17 protein-coding genes and 1 pseudogene are annotated in these 17,645 nt (G+C 60.4%); 9 read left to right on the top strand and 9 right to left on the bottom strand.

The window, feature by feature from the left end; translation table 11 throughout:
• Positions 1 to 1,059 carry a recombinase RecA gene (recA, locus tag LRS56_20470; protein WDU61203.1) on the top strand — a complete coding sequence of 353 codons (1,059 nt, stop codon included), beginning with the start codon at positions 1 to 3 and terminating at the stop codon, positions 1,057 to 1,059.
• Between the two features lie 8 nt (positions 1,060 to 1,067).
• Complete coding sequence (gene recX / locus LRS56_20465) at positions 1,068 to 1,535, top strand: recombination regulator RecX (protein WDU61202.1); 468 nt, start codon at positions 1,068 to 1,070, stop codon at positions 1,533 to 1,535.
• Positions 1,536 to 1,602: 67 nt separating this feature from the next.
• Here the strand turns inward: recX and LRS56_20460 are convergent, their stop codons facing one another.
• Entirely contained in the window at positions 1,603 to 2,715 is a 1,113-nt protein-coding gene (locus LRS56_20460; protein ID WDU61201.1) for a TIGR00730 family Rossman fold protein, read from the bottom strand.
• A 376-nt stretch (positions 2,716 to 3,091) separates the two neighbouring features.
• Positions 3,092 to 3,532, bottom strand: a complete 441-nt coding sequence (locus LRS56_20455) for a PA3611 family quorum-sensing-regulated virulence factor (GenBank protein WDU61200.1) — start codon at positions 3,530 to 3,532, stop codon at positions 3,092 to 3,094.
• Between the two features lie 179 nt (positions 3,533 to 3,711).
• On the opposite strand from LRS56_20455, the gene LRS56_20450 reads away from it, so the two are divergent.
• The 3 genes and pseudogenes from LRS56_20450 (at position 3,712) to LRS56_20440 (ending at position 5,758) form a co-directional block, all read left to right on the top strand.
• Positions 3,712 to 4,431 (top strand): DTW domain-containing protein, encoded by a 720-nt coding sequence (locus LRS56_20450; protein WDU61199.1) that lies wholly within the window; start codon positions 3,712 to 3,714, stop codon positions 4,429 to 4,431.
• 239 nt (positions 4,432 to 4,670) lie between these two features.
• On the top strand, positions 4,671 to 5,321 hold the full coding sequence (locus LRS56_20445) for a response regulator transcription factor (protein ID WDU61198.1): 651 nt from the start codon (positions 4,671 to 4,673) through the stop codon (positions 5,319 to 5,321).
• A gap of 75 nt (positions 5,322 to 5,396) precedes the next feature.
• Positions 5,397 to 5,758 (top strand): annotated as a pseudogene (locus LRS56_20440) (diacylglycerol kinase).
• Between the two features lie 3 nt (positions 5,759 to 5,761).
• Here LRS56_20440 and LRS56_20435 read toward each other — a convergent pair.
• Positions 5,762 to 6,688, bottom strand: a complete 927-nt coding sequence (locus LRS56_20435) for a LysR family transcriptional regulator (protein ID WDU61197.1) — start codon at positions 6,686 to 6,688, stop codon at positions 5,762 to 5,764.
• 123 nt (positions 6,689 to 6,811) lie between these two features.
• Here LRS56_20435 and fpr point away from each other — a divergent pair, with 123 nt between their 5' ends.
• A complete protein-coding gene (fpr, locus tag LRS56_20430; GenBank protein ID WDU61196.1) occupies positions 6,812 to 7,591 on the top strand; it encodes a ferredoxin-NADP reductase in 780 nt (259 codons plus the stop codon).
• A gap of 147 nt (positions 7,592 to 7,738) precedes the next feature.
• Here the strand turns inward: fpr and tsaA are convergent, their stop codons facing one another.
• The 5 genes from tsaA to rimO all read right to left on the bottom strand — a co-directional run bounded on the left by tsaA (position 7,739) and on the right by rimO (position 11,922).
• The gene (gene tsaA / locus LRS56_20425) at positions 7,739 to 8,434 is read right to left on the bottom strand and encodes a tRNA (N6-threonylcarbamoyladenosine(37)-N6)-methyltransferase TrmO (GenBank protein WDU61195.1); all 696 of its coding nucleotides are present in this window, start codon (positions 8,432 to 8,434) and stop codon (positions 7,739 to 7,741) included.
• Between the two features lie 70 nt (positions 8,435 to 8,504).
• Entirely contained in the window at positions 8,505 to 8,966 is a 462-nt protein-coding gene (locus tag LRS56_20420) for a DUF1456 family protein (protein WDU61194.1), read from the bottom strand.
• 68 nt (positions 8,967 to 9,034) lie between these two features.
• Complete coding sequence (locus LRS56_20415; GenBank protein WDU61193.1) at positions 9,035 to 9,745, bottom strand: rRNA pseudouridine synthase; 711 nt, start codon at positions 9,743 to 9,745, stop codon at positions 9,035 to 9,037.
• Positions 9,746 to 10,006: 261 nt separating this feature from the next.
• Positions 10,007 to 10,477, bottom strand: a complete 471-nt coding sequence (locus tag LRS56_20410) for a GNAT family N-acetyltransferase (protein ID WDU61192.1) — start codon at positions 10,475 to 10,477, stop codon at positions 10,007 to 10,009.
• 116 nt (positions 10,478 to 10,593) lie between these two features.
• Positions 10,594 to 11,922: a 30S ribosomal protein S12 methylthiotransferase RimO gene (gene rimO / locus LRS56_20405; GenBank protein WDU65784.1), complete on the bottom strand. Its 1,329-nt coding sequence runs from the start codon at positions 11,920 to 11,922 to the stop codon at positions 10,594 to 10,596.
• A gap of 301 nt (positions 11,923 to 12,223) precedes the next feature.
• Between rimO and LRS56_20400 the strand changes: the two genes are divergently transcribed.
• The 3 genes from LRS56_20400 (at position 12,224) to LRS56_20390 (ending at position 15,815) form a co-directional block, all read left to right on the top strand.
• Positions 12,224 to 14,125, top strand: coding sequence for a potassium transporter Kup (locus LRS56_20400; protein ID WDU61191.1), 1,902 nt, complete (start codon positions 12,224 to 12,226; stop codon positions 14,123 to 14,125).
• 126 nt (positions 14,126 to 14,251) lie between these two features.
• Positions 14,252 to 15,358 (top strand): NADH:flavin oxidoreductase/NADH oxidase, encoded by a 1,107-nt coding sequence (locus LRS56_20395; GenBank protein WDU61190.1) that lies wholly within the window; start codon positions 14,252 to 14,254, stop codon positions 15,356 to 15,358.
• A 271-nt stretch (positions 15,359 to 15,629) separates the two neighbouring features.
• Positions 15,630 to 15,815 carry a hypothetical protein gene (locus LRS56_20390; GenBank protein ID WDU61189.1) on the top strand — a complete coding sequence of 62 codons (186 nt, stop codon included), beginning with the start codon at positions 15,630 to 15,632 and terminating at the stop codon, positions 15,813 to 15,815.
• 111 nt (positions 15,816 to 15,926) lie between these two features.
• Here LRS56_20390 and LRS56_20385 read toward each other — a convergent pair whose 3' ends face one another.
• The gene (locus LRS56_20385; protein WDU61188.1) at positions 15,927 to 17,552 is read right to left on the bottom strand and encodes a glucan biosynthesis protein D; all 1,626 of its coding nucleotides are present in this window, start codon (positions 17,550 to 17,552) and stop codon (positions 15,927 to 15,929) included.
• Between the last annotated feature and the right edge of the window lie 93 nt (positions 17,553 to 17,645).

The following is a 17,645-nucleotide window of genomic DNA, read 5'->3' as shown; positions in this document are numbered from 1 at the left end:
ATGGACGACAACAAGAAGAAAGCCTTGGCTGCGGCCCTGGGTCAGATCGAACGTCAATTCGGCAAGGGTGCCGTAATGCGTATGGGCGATCACGACCGTCAGGCGATCCCGGCTATTTCCACTGGCTCTCTGGGTCTGGACATCGCGCTCGGCATTGGCGGCCTGCCAAAAGGCCGTATCGTTGAAATCTACGGTCCTGAATCTTCCGGTAAAACCACCCTGACCCTGTCGGTGATTGCCCAGGCGCAAAAAATGGGCGCCACCTGCGCGTTCGTCGACGCCGAGCACGCCCTGGACCCTGAATACGCCGGCAAGCTGGGCGTCAACGTTGACGACCTGCTGGTTTCCCAGCCGGACACCGGTGAGCAAGCCCTGGAAATCACCGACATGCTGGTGCGCTCCAACGCCATCGACGTGATCGTGGTCGACTCCGTGGCGGCCCTGGTACCCAAGGCTGAAATCGAAGGCGAAATGGGCGACATGCACGTGGGCCTGCAAGCCCGTCTGATGTCTCAGGCGCTGCGTAAAATCACCGGTAACATCAAGAACGCCAACTGCCTGGTGATCTTCATCAACCAGATCCGTATGAAGATCGGCGTGATGTTCGGCAGCCCGGAAACCACCACCGGTGGTAACGCGTTGAAGTTCTACGCTTCGGTCCGTCTGGACATCCGCCGTACCGGCGCGGTGAAGGAAGGTGACGAGGTTGTTGGTAGCGAAACCCGCGTTAAAGTCGTGAAGAACAAAGTGGCCCCGCCTTTCCGTCAGGCTGAGTTCCAGATTCTCTACGGCAAGGGTATCTACCTGAACGGCGAGATGATCGACCTGGGCGTGCTGCACGGTTTCGTCGAGAAGTCCGGTGCCTGGTATGCCTACAACGGCAGCAAAATTGGCCAAGGCAAAGCCAACTCGGCCAAGTTCCTGGCGGACAACCCGGATATCGCTGCCACGCTTGAGAAGCAGATTCGCGACAAGCTGCTGACTGCAGCGCCAGACGTGAAAGCTGCCGCCAACCGCGAGCCGGTTGAAGAAGTAGAAGAAGTCGACACTGACGTCTGAAGCAAACGATGACTGTTGTACTGGATACCCTTGTCGCCGTTAGGCGCACTGCGATGGACCTGCTGGCTCGTCGCGAGCATGGTCGAGTCGAGCTGACGCGTAAACTGCGTCAGCGCGGCGCAGAGCCCGAGATGATCGAAACTGCCCTCGACCGGTTGACGGAAGAGGGGCTGTTGTCGGAAGCCCGTTACCTTGAAAGCTTTGTGTCCTACCGAGCCCGTTCCGGCTATGGCCCTGCGCGGATTCGTGAAGAGCTGAGCCAGCGTGGCCTGCAGCGTGTAGATATCGACCTTGCCCTGCGGGAGTGCGGTATCAGCTGGCAATCACAGCTGGAGGAGACCTGGCGGCGCAAGTTCTCTGGTCATCTTCCAATTGATGCGCGGGAGCGTGCGAAGCAAGGTCGGTTTTTGAGTTATCGCGGGTTTTCGATGGACATGATCAGCCGCCTATTGAGCGGTAAAGATATGGACGACTGAATCGCAGGAACGCCACAAAAAAAGGCCCACTATGAAAATAGTGGGCCTTTTTTTTTTGCCTGAAAAATCACGCCGGCTCCGGCGCCACCCGTAGCTGAGCCTTGCCCTGAGCCTGCGCCCAGTTCTCCGGCAAGTTGATGTAGTCCACCAATTCCCGCAGCCGGCCCTGATCCCGCCCATTGAAGTTGAACACCAGCCGCGTCAAATGGCTGAACCTCGGCTCATCATGCTCCTCGCCCGTATAGGCGAGTTGCTGGAAATCCCCGCTCAATCGCAGGCCGGCAAATTCGCTCTGCAAATGCGCCAGTGCCCGATCACTGAGCGGGTGATTCATGCGCACCACAAACTCGCGTTTCAGCCAGCGTGTGGAATGGAAGTTGGCATAGAACTGATTGATTTCTTCCACCGCCTCTTCAGCGCTGTACACCAGCCGCACCAATTTGAGGTCAGTGGGCAGAATGTAACGATTGGCCTCCAGCTGGCTGCGGATAAAGTCCAGTGCGCCTTGCCAGAACCCGCCCCCGGGTGCGTCCAGCAATACCACAGGCACCAGGGGACTCTTGCCGGTCTGGATCAGCGTCAATACTTCGAGGGCTTCATCCAGAGTGCCGAAGCCGCCCGGGCACAACACCAGCGCATCGGCTTCCTTGACGAAGAACAGCTTGCGGGTAAAGAAAAAATGGAAAGACAGCAGGTTTTCGGTGCCGTCAATGGTCGGGTTGGCGTGCTGTTCAAACGGCAGGGTGATGTTGAACCCCAGGCTGTGCTCCAGGCCTGCGCCTTCGTGGGCCGCCGCCATGATGCCGCCACCGCCGCCGGTAATCACCATCAGGTCAGAGCGCGCCAGTGCAGCGCCCACTTCACGGGCCAACGCGTACAGCGGGCTTTCTGCTGGCGTTCGGGCTGAGCCGAACACGGTGACTTTGCGCCGGCCCTTGAACTGTTCCAGTACGCGGAAGGCATGGTCCAGCTCGCGGATGGCCTGTAAAGTGATCTTGGCGTTCCAGCGGTTGCGGTCGTCCTGGGCCATGCGCAGCACCGTCAGGATCATGTCGCGATACAGGGGGATATTCGGGCTGTCGGGGGCGATCAGCTGGAGTTGTGCTTCGACCTGCTGTGTGAGGTCGGCGCCGTTTTCTTCAAAGTGCCGGAGCAGGCGGTCATTCGGTTCGTAAGGCATTCAACTTCTCCTTCTTCACAGAGGCTGGGCCATCGGCGAGTGATTCGTCCGCGGGCCGCGACACTGCATGTGTCACTGCATGCCCAAGGCAATGCACGTGTTCGCCAGGCGGCAAACGGGCTCTGTATGTTCCTTTTGATTTAAAAACCTTTGCACTGCAAGTTGCAGGAGGGCAACCTTCTTTTGCCCTGAAAATGTTACAGAACGGTGTGAAAACCGTTGTGAACGGGCGGCAGGGATGGCTTGATCATGGGCCGAAAAACCCTTGCCTGGCAACCGCTTATTGGTTGCTCTGAAGGGAGTTTAGCTGTGCTCGGGGAATTGGAGCAGGGCAGTGCGCGCCACCGGGCGGCGGCGCGTGACGTTGGAGCAGTGGTTACTTTTTCTTCTTCGCTGCAGCCGGTGCCGGGCAGTCCGCTTCCACGAACTTCACCGATGCCACAGGACGGTTGGTCTTGTTCTCGGTGATTTCGTAGCGCATCACTGCGCCCTTGGCCATCAACTCGCGGTAACCCGCGTTCAGGCATACGCTTTGCCCCAGCTGGAAATACACCGCCTTGGGGTTGGCGCGCATCTGTTCGGCGCGGTCGGGCATGACGCTCAGGTGATCGATCAGTTGCATGCCTTCAACGGTATAGGCCACTTCCAGGGTTTTTTCGTCGATTTCCCGGGGCAGGTCCTTGTTGCTTTCGGCCGCGACGCTTTGCAGTTTCCTGTTCATTTGGGCCTCCAGCAGCGAGGCCGCCTGGGCGCCCATGGGCAAAACCAGCGCAAGGGCGACGGATGGGACGACAAGGCGCAGCATGGAACGCAGCATGAAACTCTCCTGATTCGGTTACTGGTGCATAGACCAGCCACTGCGCTGTGCGTTCAGTGGCGCGCAATTATAGGTGACCCCTTGCCACTACAGCCAGGCGTATCGCTGGTAAACTGCGGCCACTTCAAGCCTTTCACGAGTTTCCCCGTGTCGATTTACCCCTCTCTACGGCGCATCCGATGAGCCATGCCGTTTCCCGTCTGCGTACCCAGCGCCTCGCCCGCGCCATCCGGCCCTTTCTCAACCGTGGCTCGCGTGCCGAGCGTTGCCCCGGCTGCCGGGTAGTTCCCGAGTATTGCCTGTGTGCCTGGCGCCCTCAGGTGCAGGCCCGGTCCGCGATGTGCCTGCTGATGCACGATGTCGAGCCGATGAAGCCCAGCAACACCGGGTGGCTGATCGCCGATGTGATCGATGACACCACTGCATTCGCCTGGTCGCGCACCGAGGTTGACCCGGATTTGCTCACCTTGCTGGCCGACCCGCAGTGGCAGCCTTACATCGTGTTCCCCGGCGAGTTCGTAGCGCCCGAGCGGGTTGTCAGCGAGGTCAAGGTGCAGGCGGGCAAGCGCCCGTTGTTCATCTTGCTGGACGGCACCTGGAGTGAAGCGCGCAAGATGTTCCGCAAAAGCCCCTACCTCGAGCATCTGCCGGTGTTGAGCCTGGCGCCTGAGCAGCTCTCGCGCTACAAGCTGCGTCGCTCCAAGCGCGATGACCATTTCTGCACCGCCGAGGTCGCGGCCCTGTGCCTGGAACTGGCCGACGATGGCGCCGCCAGTGAAGTGCTGGAGGCCTACCTCGACGTCTTCAGCACTCATTACCTGGCGGCCAAGTTCCAGCTGCCACTGGACCCGAGCGATATCGTCCATACTCGTCTGGCGCCTTATATAACGGCGGTATAACCAGACGACGTTTGCATGATGGCACTGTAAATCCGTACCCCGCTAAAATGCCCGCGGGCGTAGTGCTTGACCCCCAGGCTGCGCTGGGCATGCTGGGCGCCGATTGGGGTGCAACCGTGAATTTTCGACGTTTTTGACGTTGAACGTACCCTGTGGCGATGGCTGCCTGGCCGTCGCCTAGTGTATTGGCGAACCCTGAACCCATCAGGGCTGCCATAAAAAACAGGATCATTTAATCAATGGCCACATACGAAATCCTGATAGCCGATGACCATCCGCTGTTTCGCAGTGCGCTGCATCAAGCGGTCACCCTGGGCCTGGGCCCGGACGTGCGCCTGGTCGAAGTGGCCAGCATTGCCGAACTGGAAGCCCGCCTCACCGAAAAATCTGACTGGGACCTGGTGCTGCTCGACCTGAACATGCCAGGCGCCTACGGTTTCTCTGGGCTGGTATTGCTGCGTGGGCAATACCCGCAAATCCCGGTGGTAATGGTCTCGGCCCAGGAAGAAGCCGACGTGGTGGTGCGCTCCAAGGAGTTCGGCGCCAGCGGCTTCATTCCCAAGTCCAGCGCCATGGAAGATATCCAGAAGGCCGTGCGCACGGTATTGGACGGTGATGTGTCCTGGCCGCCGCAAGCGTTTGAAGAAATCAACGTGTCCGACGAAGCCAAGGCCGCTCGTGATGGCCTCGCCAGCCTGACGCCCCAGCAGTTCCGGGTGCTGACCATGGTGTGCGAAGGCTTGCTGAACAAGCAGATTGCCTACGAGCTGAGTGTGTCGGAGGCGACCATCAAGGCCCACGTCACCGCGATCTTCCGCAAGCTGGGCGTGCGCACGCGTACCCAGGCGGCGTTGCTCTTGCAACAACTTGAGTCAATTTCGCAGCATTAAGCTGCTATCGATTCACGCTTTTTTGACTTGGCGTGACCTAGTTTCCCCACTCCTTCAGTTCAGTTGCCTACGTCTATGTCGCCTTTCAAGGGTCAAACCGGTATCAAACGTATCTTCAATGCAGGGGGTTACTCCTGGACGGCCTGCGCGCAGCGTTCACCGGCGAGGCGGCGTTCCGTCAGTTGGTGTTGCTCAATGTGATCCTGATCCCGCTGAGCTTCTTTCTGAATGTCAGCCGGGTCGAGCGTGCGTTGCTGATCGCCGTGTGCCTGCTGGCGCTGATCGTTGAATTGCTCAATTCGGCGGTAGAGGCGGCGATCGACCGCATTTCCCTCGACCGCCACCCGCTGTCGAAAAACGCCAAGGACATGGGCAGCGCCGCGCAATTCGTGGCACTGACCATGATCACCCTGGTATGGGCCGTGATCCTGATCTAAGGCTCAGGCTATGCTCGGCAACACAATTTCGTCGCTGCGCTGCACCCCGGCGGTAAAGGCGCGGCACAGTTCCAGGAACTCGCGCATCGCCGAGGTCTGGTATTTCTGTTTATGCCAGATGAAGTAAAACTGTCGTGCCAGGTCCAGGTCCGGGGTTTCCACCGGCACCAGGCTGCCACGGCGGAATGCATCACGCAGCGCCAGGCGGGAAATGCAGCCAATCCCCAACCCCGACTCCACCGCACGCTTGATTGCCTCGGTGTGTTCCAGCTCCAGGCGGATATTCAGCGTGCTGCGGTGATGGCGCATGGCTTGGTCAAAGGTCAGGCGCGTGCCCGAACCTTGCTCCCTCAGGATCCACGCCTCATGGGTCAACTCGTCCATGCTGGCCACGCCGCGCTTGGCCAGGTGATGCTGCGGCGCGCAGAACACCACCAGCTCATCTTCGACCCAGGTTTGCACCTCGATGTCCGGGTGGCTGCAGTCGCCTTCGATTAGACCCAAGTCAATTTCGTAGTGCGCGACCTGGTGCACGATATGCGCAGTGTTCTGCACATGCAGCTTCACCTGGCTCTCGGGATGTTGCTGCATGAAGCTGCCGATCAGCAGCGTAGCCAGGTAATTGCCGATGGTCAGCGTGGCGCCGACCGCCAGGGAGCCGAAGCCGGACTTGCCGTTGAGCAGGTCCTCGATCTCCTTGGCCTGGTCCAGCAGCGCCACTGCCTGGGGCAGCAGCTGATGGCCCAGCGCGTTGAGGCTCAGGCGTTTACCCGCGCGGTCGAATAATTGGCAGCTGGATTGGCGCTCCAGCTCGGTGATCGAGGTGCTGGCGGCGGACTGAGATAAGGCCAGAAGGCCAGCAGCGCGGGAGACGCTTTCCTGCTGGGCGACGGCGACGAAGACTTGCAGTTGACGTAGAGTAAATCGCATATCGATATAACCGATAACCCTTATCTTAATAATTCAGTTAACAGATATTGTCGCCGCCATTAGAATGCGGTGCAATTGCGCAACTACATTTGGCGCAGACCCATTTCCAGGAGTCCCCCGTACATGAGCAACATGAACCACGAGCGTGTCCTCAGTGTTCATCACTGGAACGACACTCTGTTCAGCTTCAAGTGCACCCGCGATCCCGGCTTGCGCTTCGAGAACGGTCAGTTCGTGATGATCGGCCTGCAACAGCCCAACGGCCGCCCGCTCATGCGCGCTTACTCGATTGCCAGCCCGAACTGGGAAGAGCATCTGGAGTTCTTCAGCATCAAGGTGCCGGATGGCCCGCTGACTTCCCAGCTGCAGCACTTGAAGGAAGGCGACGAGATCATCATCAGCAAAAAACCGACAGGCACCCTGGTGCTTGACGATTTGAAGCCTGGCAAACACTTGTACCTGCTCAGCACCGGTACTGGCCTGGCGCCATTTATGAGCGTGATCCAGGACCCGGAGACCTACGAGCGTTTCGAAAAAGTGATCCTGTGCCACGGCGTGCGTTACGTCAACGAAGTCGCTTACCGCGAATTCATCACCGAGCACCTGCCGCAGAACGAGTTCTTCGGCGAAGCCCTGCGTGACAAGTTGATCTACTACCCGACCGTGACCCGCGAGCCATTCGAAAACGAAGGCCGCCTGACCGACCTGATGCGCAGTGGCAAGCTGTTCAGCGACATCGGCCTGCCACCGATCAACCCCGAAGACGACCGCGCCATGCTGTGCGGCAGTCCAAGCATGTTGGACGAAACCAGTGAAGTGCTGAACAGCTTCGGTTTGAAGGTTTCGCCGCGTATGCGTGAGCCGGGTGATTATCTGATCGAGCGTGCGTTCGTCGAGAAGTAAGCACCGATCAAAAAAATGTGGGAGCTGGCTCGTGTAGGAGCTGGCTTGCTTGCGATGCAGACACCACGGTCATTCAGATGAACCGAGGTGACGCTATCGCAGGCAAGCCAGCTCCCACATAAGTCGCTCCCACATTTGTTTTGCGGTTTACCCGGCAGGCACCACTTCAAGCACACAGATAACGCCAGCCTCGGGATAGTGCCAACGCACATCCACATCCCAGAACTGCGCGCCGTATTCCTGCTCCGGCCCAGGCGTCTGATACGCCGGCCGCGGGTCCTGTGCCAGGCACTGATCAATCAACTCCACCAAGGGCTCGCCAAGACGCTGTGCATGGCCTTGTGCCTGATGCAGCGCGGTCTTCAGCCACTGCACCGCAATCAGCTGCGGCGCGCCACTGGCGATGCTGTTGGTGGCTGTGTCGATAATGTCGGCATACGGCACATATGGCTTGATATCCAACACGGGCGTGCCATCGAGCAAATCAATCCCGGAGACCCACAAGCGGCCCGGCTCGACCTTGTCCAGCTTCACCACGGACTGGCCGATGCCGTTCGGACGGTGGGTCGCACGGGTAGCGAACACGCCCATGGAGGCGTTGCCGCCCAGGCGTGGCGGGCGCACTTTGAGGCGCGGTTTTTCTTCCAGCGCCTGGTGGAACAGGAACAGCAGCCACACATGGCTGACCTGCTCCAGGCCCTGCACCGCCTCACCCTGGTCAAACGGCGCCACCAGCTCCAGCACGCCGCGGGCAGCCGGTGCCAGTTGCGGTTGGCGCGGGATGGCGAACTTCTCCTTGAAGCAGGAGCGCACGAAGCCAACGGGCGAAACCTGGTAGGTCATTTCTGAAGCCTCAAGTTACAAGCTGCAAGCCACAAGCGTTGAACTTGCAGCTTGAGGCTCGTCGCTGTCCTTAAGCTCTGACGCGCAGCGTCAGGCCCTTGAGGAAGTTACGCAGCAACTGGTCGCCGCACGTGCGGTAGTTGGTGTGGCCGAACTTGCGGAACAGCGCGCTCAGCTCCGGCTTGGACACCGGGAATTCGGCGGCCTTGAGGATGGCGTGCATGTCGTCTTCCTTGAGTTCGAAGGCCACGCGCAGCTTTTTCAGGATGATGTTGTTGGTCACCGGCGTTTCGATCGGCTGCGGCGGGCGGCTTTCGTCCTTGCCGCGCTTGAAGATCACCAGGCCATCAAGGAAGTGGGCCATCACGTCATCCGGGCAGAACACAAAGCCTTCTTCCTCATCTTTCTTGAGGTAGGTCAGTAGATCTTCCTTGGTTACGTCCATGCCGCCGAGCTTGATGATCTCGACCATCTTGTTGTCGCTGATGTCGAGCATGTAGCGCACGCTGCGCAGTACGTCGTTGTGAATCATGGTGGGCAATCCTGGTATTCAACTGAGGACACCGCCTAAGCAGGCGGTGTCGAGAAAAGGGCAGCGGCTTAGAACTTCTCTTTGCCGGACATGTAGCGCCACTGGCCAACGGGCACTTTGCCGATGGACACGCCGCCGATGCGAATGCGGCGGATGGCGATGACTTTCAAGCCAACGGCTTCGCAGAACAGTGCGATCACGCCCGGCTGCGGGTTTTTCATCGCAAAGCGCAGGCGGTTTTCGTTCTGCCAGCTGGCTTTCACGGCCGGCAGCTCTTTGCCTTTGTAGGTCAGGCCGTGATTCAGGCGATTCAGGCCGTGGGCCACCATGTCGCCTTCGACCTCCACCACGTATTCCTGCTCGATCTTGGCGGCATCCGCCGTCAACTTGCGCAGAATTTTCCAGTCCTGGGTAAACACCAACAGGCCGCTGGCCTTGGCCTGCAGGTTGGCGCTGGCCGTCAGGCGCAGGAAATGCCCCTTGAGCGGGCGCTTGCCGAAGCGGTGTTCTTCGGACAGGGTCTCGGCGCTGATCGAGGCCAGTGCCGTTTCAGCATCCATGCCCGCCGGCGCGTGCATCAGGATGGTCACCGGCTCCGGCGCGGTGGCCTTGGCCTCGGGGTCGAGTTCGACCTTCTGGGTGGTGACCTTGAACTGCGGCTCGTCGATCACTTCGCCGTCCACCGAGACCCAGCCGCCTTCGATAAACAGCTCGGCCTCCCGACGGGAGCAACCGACCAGTTCGATAAGGCGTTTGGAGAGGCGTATGGGGTCAGTCATGACAAGGGCCGTAACAAAAGGGGGCGGCTATTGTACCTGCCTGGCGCCGGTTAATCCCGGTCCCATTTCAGCGCATTGGCTTTTTGTGGGAGCTGGCTTGCCGGCGATGGCTATCAGGCCGGCGACAGAGCCTTCTCAGGTGTACTCGGTTTAAGTGTGGGAGCGGGCTTGCTCGCGAATGCGGAGTGTCAGTCACTATATTCGGCGACTGATCTACCGCGTTCGCGAGCAAGCCCGCTCCCACAGTTATTGGGTGTGGTGTCAGCCATTACCTATCTTTTGTTGCTGGCGCAAACGCAGGCGCAGCAACGGATAAGGCTGCCCGAGGCCATCATGCTCCGTGCGTCCGATCACCTCGAAGCCTTGTTTGAAGTAAAAGCCCAGGGCCTGCGGGTTCTGCTCGTTCACATCCAGTTCATCGGCGTTCATGCAGTCGATCGCATACCGCAGCAATTGCCGGCCAAGGCCCTGGCCCCGGTGCTGCGGGTCGATAAACAGCATCTCGACCTTGCCGCACGCCACCCCGGCAAACCCGGTGATGCGTTGGCGGGCGTCCTTGGTGCAGATCAGCATCACCGCATCCAGGTAGCGGGTCAGTACCAGATTCTTGAGCAACTCGATGTAACTGTCCGGCAAAAAATCATGGGTGGCCCGCACCGAAGCCTCCCAGATACGTGCCAGTTCCGCGTAGTCGCTGGTTTTAGGTGTGTGGATAACCGAATGCTGACGCATGCCCGCTGCCCCTTGCCGATGATTGGCACTGATGGGCAAAACGATAGACCTAAAAAAGCCCCGCATCTTGTCCAGAGGCAGGGCTTTTTCAATTCTTTACAGCATGCTTGCGACAATCAGTCGCGCTTTTCAGCCCACAGGTCGTATTCGTCGGCATCAGTCACGGTGCACCAGACCTTGTCGCCCGGCTTCAAGCCGCTGGCGTCGTCGATAAACACGTTACCGTCGATTTCCGGGGCATCGAAGAAGCAACGGCCGACTGCGCCTTGCTCGTCGACTTCGTCGATCAGTACTTCGATTTCCTTGCCGATGCGCAGTTGCAGGCGCGCCGAGCTGATGGCCTGCTGGTGCGCCATGAAACGCTCCCAACGGTCCTGCTTGACGTCGTCCGGCACTACGGCCAGGTCCAGCAGGTTGGCCGGTGCGCCTTCCACCGGCGAGTACTGGAAGCAACCGACGCGGTCCAGCTGCGCTTCGGTCAGCCAGTCCAGCAGGTACTGGAAGTCTTCTTCGGTTTCGCCGGGGAAACCGACGATGAACGTGGAGCGGATGATCAGCTCCGGGCAGATCTCGCGCCAGTTCTTGATGCGCGCCAGGGTCTTGTCTTCGAATGCCGGGCGTTTCATCGCCTTGAGCACTTTGGGGCTGGCATGCTGGAACGGGATGTCCAGGTACGGCAGGATCTTGCCGGCGGCCATCAACGGGATCAGCTCGTCCACGTGCGGGTACGGGTAAACGTAGTGCAGGCGCACCCACACGCCCAGGCTGCTGAGGGCTTCGCAGAGTTCGGTCATGCGGGTTTTCACCGGCGCGCCGTTCCAGAAACCGGTGCGGTATTTCACGTCGACGCCGTAGGCGCTGGTGTCCTGGGAGATCACCAACAGCTCTTTAACGCCGGATTTGACCAGGCGCTGCGCCTCGTCCAGCACATCACCCACCGGGCGGCTGACCAGCTTGCCGCGCATCGACGGGATGATGCAGAAGCTGCAACTGTGGTTGCAGCCTTCGGAAATCTTCAGGTACGCATAGTGACGCGGGGTCAGCTTGATGCCTTGCGGCGGCACCAGGTCGATCAGCGGGTTGTGGTCCTGGCGCGGCGGCACTACGTCGTGCACGGCGTTGACCACCTGCTCGTACTGCTGCGGGCCGGTCACGGCCAGCACGCTTGGGTGCACGTTGCGGATATTGCCTTCTTCCACGCCCATGCAGCCGGTCACAATGACCTTGCCGTTTTCCTTGATCGCTTCGCCGATCACTTCCAGCGACTCCGCTTTGGCCGAGTCGATAAAGCCGCAGGTGTTGACCACCACCACGTCGGCGTCCTGATACGTGGACACCACGTCATAACCTTCCATGCGCAGTTGGGTCAGGATGCGTTCGGAGTCGACCAGAGCCTTCGGGCAACCCAGGGAAACAAAGCCAACCTTGGGGTTGGCTTTTGCGATGGTGGTGGACATGTCTAACCTCGGTATTGAATGACGCCATCCGTCGGGCACGACAGGGCAGCGGACGGGCGCTCGGTGCGCCTCTGATCAAAAAGTGCGCAATTCTATCGACGGGCAGCGCACTTGACCAGCTTTATGCAGGGAAATGCGACGAGTGCTGCGCTATGCTTCGCGCCGTTGCGCACGGGTAAAACTCCTGGGTCAATAAAACGTCTGTTACGAGAAGTAAAACAGCGCATGCTAGGGTCAGCTTAGACGCGTTGTTTATAAAAGACCGCAGGTCAAAGGGCAGGAGTGGTTGATGGGTCACGCGAGTAGTCAGGCAGCAGGTGCCGAGCAGTCAAATGCCAAGCCGATCGGCATGCTGGTGGCAGCGGTCGGGGTGGTTTACGGCGATATCGGGACCAGCCCGCTGTACACCCTTAAAGAGGTGTTCAATGGGGGGTATGGGGTTCAGGTCAACCATGACGGCGTGCTGGGGATCCTGGCGCTGATCTTCTGGTCGCTGATCTGGGTGGTGTCGATCAAGTACATGCTGTTCGTGCTGCGCGCGGACAACCAGGGTGAGGGCGGCATCATGGCGCTCACGGCATTGGCGCGACGGGCGGCGGGTGAGCGCAGGAAGTTACGCAGTTTCCTGGTGGTGTGCGGCCTGTGCGGTGCGGCGCTGTTCTATGGCGACAGCATGATCACCCCGGCGATTTCCGTGTTGTCAGCGGTGGAAGGCTTGGAATTGGCCTTCGACGGCCTGGAAAAATGGGTGGTGCCCATTGCCCTGGTGGTGTTGGTGGCGCTGTTCCTGATCCAGAAGCACGGTACCGATCGCATCGGCAAGCTGTTCGGGCCGGTGATGGTGACCTGGTTCCTGGTGTTGGGCGGCCTGGGTGTGTACGGGATCACCCTGCATCCGGAAGTGCTCAATGCAATGAACCCGATGTGGGGCGTGCGCTTCTTCGAGGCGCACCCCGGCATTGGCGTGGCCATTCTCGGCGCGGTGGTGCTGGCGTTGACCGGTGCCGAGGCGCTGTATGCCGACATGGGTCACTTCGGGCGCAAACCCATTGCCCGCGCCTGGTTCATCCTGGTGCTGCCGGCGCTGGTGCTGAATTATTTCGGCCAGGGCGCAATGCTGCTCGGTGACCCGGAAGCGGCGCGCAACCCGTTCTACTTGCTGGCGCCAAGCTGGGCGCTGATCCCGCTGGTGGTGTTGTCGACCCTGGCCACGGTGATTGCGTCCCAGGCGGTGATTTCCGGCGCGTTCTCGTTGACGCGCCAGGCGATCCAGTTGGGTTACATCCCGCGCATGCATATTCAGCACACCTCCAGTGCCGAACAGGGCCAGATCTACATTGGCGCGGTGAACTGGTCGCTGATGGTCGGCGTGATCCTGCTGGTGCTGGGCTTCGAGTCCTCCAATGCGCTGGCCTCGGCCTACGGCGTGGCCGTGACCGGCACCATGCTGATGACCACTATTCTGGTGTCGGCGGTGATGCTGTTGCTGTGGAAATGGCCACCCATTCTCGCGGTGCCGGTGTTGGTCTGCTGCCTGTTGGTAGACGGGCTGTATTTCGCGGCCAACGTGCCGAAGATCATCCAGGGCGGCGCCTTCCCGGTGTTGGCGGGGATTGTGCTGTTTGTGCTGATGACCACTTGGAAGCGCGGCAAGCAATTGCTGGTGGAGCGCCTCGACGAAGGCGGCCTGCCGCTGCCGATCTTTATCAGCAGCATCCGCGTGCAGCCGCCCCATCGCGTGCAGGGCACTGCGGTGTTCCTCACTGCACGGCCCGACGCGGTGCCCCACGCGCTGTTGCACAACCTGCTGCATAACCAGGTGCTGCATGAGCAAGTGGTGCTGCTCACGGTGGTCTACGAAGACATTCCGCGGGTACCGGCCGCACGGCGTTTCGAGGTGGATTCCTACGGAGAAGGGTTCTTCCGGGTGATCCTGCACTTCGGTTTTACCGATGAGCCGGACGTGCCCGAAGCGCTGAAGCTGTGCCACCTGGACGACCTGGATTTCAGCCCGATGCGCACCACCTACTTCCTCAGCCGCGAAACGGTGATCGCCTCGCGCATCAAGGGCATGGCCCGTTGGCGCGAAGCCTTGTTTGCGTTCATGTTGAAGAACGCCAACGGCAACCTGCGCTTCTTCAAGCTCCCGGTAAACCGGGTGATCGAGCTGGGCACCCAGGTCGAAATGTAAGACTTTGCAGCACGGGAGCCGGCAATCGGCTCCCGCTTTCCTTCTGAACCCTGTGCAATCGGTTGTTGTCGACTAGGCTCTAAGCACTGTTTGAATAGTGCCCACAGAACCCAGAAGAGGTGCGCCATGAGTCAGCTGCTCGAACCCTATACCCTGCGCCAATTGACCCTGCTCAACCGCATTGCCGTGTCGCCGATGTGCCAGTACTCCAGTGTCGATGGGCTGGCCAATGACTGGCACCTCGTCCACCTCGGCAGCCGTGCAGTCGGCGGGGCCGGGCTGATCTTCACCGAAGCCACTGCCGTGACCGCCGATGGCCGTATCACCGCCGAAGACCTGGGGCTGTGGAACGACGCACAGATCGAACCGCTGCAACGCATCACCCGTTTCATTGCCGCCCAAGGCGCCGTGGCGGGCATCCAATTGGCTCACGCCGGGCGCAAGGCCAGCACCCATCGCCCGTGGATCGGCAAGCACGGCAGCGTCAAGCCGCAAGACGGTGGCTGGGTGCCGGTAGGACCCTCGCCGATTGCCTTCGACCCGAATCACACGCAGCCCCAGCCGTTGGACGCAGGGCAAATCCAGCAAGTGATCGCCGACTTTGTGGCTGCTGCCAAGCGCGCACTGACCGCCGGTTTTGAAGTGGTGGAAATCCACGCGGCCCATGGTTACCTGTTGCATCAATTTCTCTCGCCGATCAGCAACCAGCGCCAGGACCACTACGGTGGCTCGTTCGAAAACCGCATTCGCCTGGTGCTCGAAGTGACCCAGGCGGTGCGTGAGGTCTGGCCCCAGGACTTACCGCTGTTTGTACGGGTGTCGGCCACCGACTGGGTGGAGGACGGCTGGAACCCCGATGAAACCGTGGAACTGGCGCGCCGCCTGAAGGACCTGGGGGTGGACCTGATCGACGTGTCCTCCGGCGGCACTGCCGCCAACGCCGAGATCCCCACCGGCCCCGGCTACCAGACGCGCTTCGCCGAGCGGGTGCGCAAAGAGTCGGGTATCGCCACCGGCACCGTCGGCATGATCACTGAGCCGGCGCAGGCCGAGCACATTCTGCGCACCTGCCAGGCCGATATCATCTTCCTGGCCCGTGAGCTGTTGCGTGACCCGTACTGGCCGCTGCATGCCGACGATGACCTGGGCGGGCGCAAGGCCACCTGGCCGGCGCAGTACCAGCGGGCGACTCATCGGGATCAGCCGATTCATGAGTCTGACCTCCGGGACTGACGCTGCCGCATGTTTCACCAGAACCCACCCTGATCCGGTGGGTTTTTTGTTGGCGGATGCCGTGGGAAAAGCCTGTAGGTATTTGTTACCTAAGTAATTTTTTAAGTGAATACTCTAAAAAAATCCCACGCGTGACCAGATTGTTTCTACGCTTAAGGTAAGTCTGATTTCTGGCCCAGGGCATCAGGCTGTTTGCCCACGCAGGCGTTACGCCTCATGGGATGCGGGGATGGGCGCCAGGAGTTTTGATCGTTATCAGGAGAAGCAGTCCATGGCCAAGTCTTATGGTGTTGCGGGTGCGGTGGCGTCTTTTCTGTCGCGCAGGGGCTTGTTGCGTGGCAGCCGGTTGAGTTCGGACGAAGCCGAATTGCTCGCGCAGTATCGCGCCCTGACCGAGAGTGACCAGGTGGCGATGCGGTATCTGATTGGGGCGATGAAGAGTGTTTCGCGCTTTTAGCATGTGAGAGCGGGCTTGCCCGCGATGCAGGCACCTCGGTGTGTCATTCACACCAGGGTGATGCTATCGCAGGCAAGCCAGCTCCCACACAGGCTGCTTTGGGTCAGGGTATCAAGTGTACTTACGCAGCTCCGGCGCCGGCGGGAAGTACTGGTACAGCCAGGTTTCACTCAACGTGCGGTCCTGGGTGCGGATAAACAGCCGCAGCTCAACCGGCTCCACGCTGTCGCTGGTCGGGTACCAGTCGAACAGAATGCGATAGCCCTTGATGTTGTCGAGCACCAGCACGCTGAAGTCTTTCACTTCGCCGTGGGAGCAGGTCACCACCGGCTCGATCCCGGTGCCGGCCGGCAGGCGATCCAGGCCGCCGCCCTTGAAGTCCACGGCAAACCGGCGCGCCCAGACTTGCGGGTAATGCTCGCCCGGGGCCCAGCCTTCGGTGAAGCCGCCCATGCCGGAGCGTGTCGCATCGACTTGCGCCAGTGGCGTGCTCACCGGGGGCAGCGCGCTCCAGTACAGCTTGTAGCCATAGTTGAGCGAGTCGCCTGCGGCCACCGGTTTTTTCGGGGTCCAGAAGGCCACGATGTTGTCCAGGGTTTCGCCGGTGGTGGGGATTTCCAGCAGGTCAATCGAGCCTTCGCCCCACGCGGTAGTCGGTTCTACCCACAGGCTCGGGCGCTTGCTGTACCAGTCCACGGTGTCCTGGTAGCTGGCGAACTCATGGTCGGTCTGCACCAGGCCGAACCCTTTCGGGTCAGTGTCGGCGAACGCGTTGAACTGCAGCTTGGCCGGGTTGTTCAGCGGGCGGCAGATCCACTCGCCGTTGCCGCGCCACATCGCCAGGCGGTCCGAATCGTGGATTTGCGGGTGGATCGTGTCGCACATGCGGCGCTCATGGGTGCCGCAGCTGAACATGCTGGTCATCGGCGCGATGCCCAGTTGTTCGATGGCGGTGCGCGCATTGATATTCGCGTCGATGGCCATCACCACCTGGTTGGCCTGGCAGTCGATATCGAAACGGTAGGCGCCGGTAGCACTTGGCGAGTCGAGCAGGGCGTAGACCACAAAGCGGGTGGCGTTCTTGTCCGGGGTTTCGAACCAGAACTGGGTGAAATCGGGGAATTCCTCGCGCTTCTTCGCGTAGGTATCAATCGCCAGGCCACGCGCCGAAAGGCCGTACTGGCCGGTGGAATCCACGGCACGGAAGTAGCTGGCGCCGAGAAACGACAGCACGTCATGGCGATCCAGCTCCGGCGCCTTGAACAGCTTGAAGCCGGAAAAACCCAGGTCGCCGGTCAGCTGTTTAGTGTCGACCGTGGTTTTTTCGTAGTTGAACAGCGAAGGGCGGAAATGCACCTCGCGCGCCTCACGGGTCTTGGGGTCGACACTGTGCATGCGCACCGGGGTCTTGAAACCCATGCCGACGTGGAAGAATTGCACGTCGAGCTGGCCGTTCAGTTCCTTCCACAGCGAATGGTTGCCGTCGTAGCCGATGGCGTTGAAATTCTGTGGGGTCATGGTCGCCAGGGTCGGCGGCAGCACCTGTTTGGTGTCTTTGTATGCGGTCCCGGCGAGCTGCTTGGCCTGGGCCTTGAGCGTTTCGAAGTCGAACGCCACAGCCTTGCCATCGGCGGCGCGGTTGCCGGCCCACGCCTGTGCTGCCAGCAGGCCGCTGGCCGATAAACCGGTGTAAGCCGCAATGGCCATGGATGCTTTGAGCAAATTCCTGCGGTGCATAGAGACAACCTGTCGTGAGCAAATCCCGCGCCGTTCCTGGCACGTGCTGGATCAGAAATTACGGTTCGGACATGCCTTCGGCCAAACGCTACG

Source organism: Pseudomonas poae (genome assembly GCA_028869255.1).
GTDB lineage: Bacteria > Pseudomonadota > Gammaproteobacteria > Pseudomonadales > Pseudomonadaceae > Aquipseudomonas > Aquipseudomonas poae_C.
This window is presented reverse-complemented; position numbering and strand designations above follow the sequence as displayed.

Excerpts from the sequence above, each read along its gene's own strand:
- recA (WDU61203.1), top strand. The coding sequence starts at position 1 with ATGGACGACAACAAGAAGAAAGCCTTGGCTGCGGCCCTGGGTCAGATC.
- recX (WDU61202.1), top strand. The coding sequence starts at position 1,068 with ATGACTGTTGTACTGGATACCCTTGTCGCCGTTAGGCGCACTGCGATG.
- LRS56_20460 (WDU61201.1), bottom strand. The coding sequence starts at position 2,715 with ATGCCTTACGAACCGAATGACCGCCTGCTCCGGCACTTTGAAGAAAAC.
- LRS56_20455 (WDU61200.1), bottom strand. The coding sequence starts at position 3,532 with ATGCTGCGTTCCATGCTGCGCCTTGTCGTCCCATCCGTCGCCCTTGCG.
- LRS56_20450 (WDU61199.1), top strand. The coding sequence starts at position 3,712 with ATGAGCCATGCCGTTTCCCGTCTGCGTACCCAGCGCCTCGCCCGCGCC.
- LRS56_20445 (WDU61198.1), top strand. The coding sequence starts at position 4,671 with ATGGCCACATACGAAATCCTGATAGCCGATGACCATCCGCTGTTTCGC.
- LRS56_20435 (WDU61197.1), bottom strand. The coding sequence starts at position 6,688 with ATGCGATTTACTCTACGTCAACTGCAAGTCTTCGTCGCCGTCGCCCAG.
- fpr (WDU61196.1), top strand. The coding sequence starts at position 6,812 with ATGAGCAACATGAACCACGAGCGTGTCCTCAGTGTTCATCACTGGAAC.
- tsaA (WDU61195.1), bottom strand. The coding sequence starts at position 8,434 with ATGACCTACCAGGTTTCGCCCGTTGGCTTCGTGCGCTCCTGCTTCAAG.
- LRS56_20420 (WDU61194.1), bottom strand. The coding sequence starts at position 8,966 with ATGATTCACAACGACGTACTGCGCAGCGTGCGCTACATGCTCGACATC.
- LRS56_20415 (WDU61193.1), bottom strand. The coding sequence starts at position 9,745 with ATGACTGACCCCATACGCCTCTCCAAACGCCTTATCGAACTGGTCGGT.
- LRS56_20410 (WDU61192.1), bottom strand. The coding sequence starts at position 10,477 with ATGCGTCAGCATTCGGTTATCCACACACCTAAAACCAGCGACTACGCG.
- LRS56_20400 (WDU61191.1), top strand. The coding sequence starts at position 12,224 with ATGGGTCACGCGAGTAGTCAGGCAGCAGGTGCCGAGCAGTCAAATGCC.
- LRS56_20395 (WDU61190.1), top strand. The coding sequence starts at position 14,252 with ATGAGTCAGCTGCTCGAACCCTATACCCTGCGCCAATTGACCCTGCTC.
- LRS56_20390 (WDU61189.1), top strand. The coding sequence starts at position 15,630 with ATGGCCAAGTCTTATGGTGTTGCGGGTGCGGTGGCGTCTTTTCTGTCG.
- LRS56_20385 (WDU61188.1), bottom strand. The coding sequence starts at position 17,552 with ATGCACCGCAGGAATTTGCTCAAAGCATCCATGGCCATTGCGGCTTAC.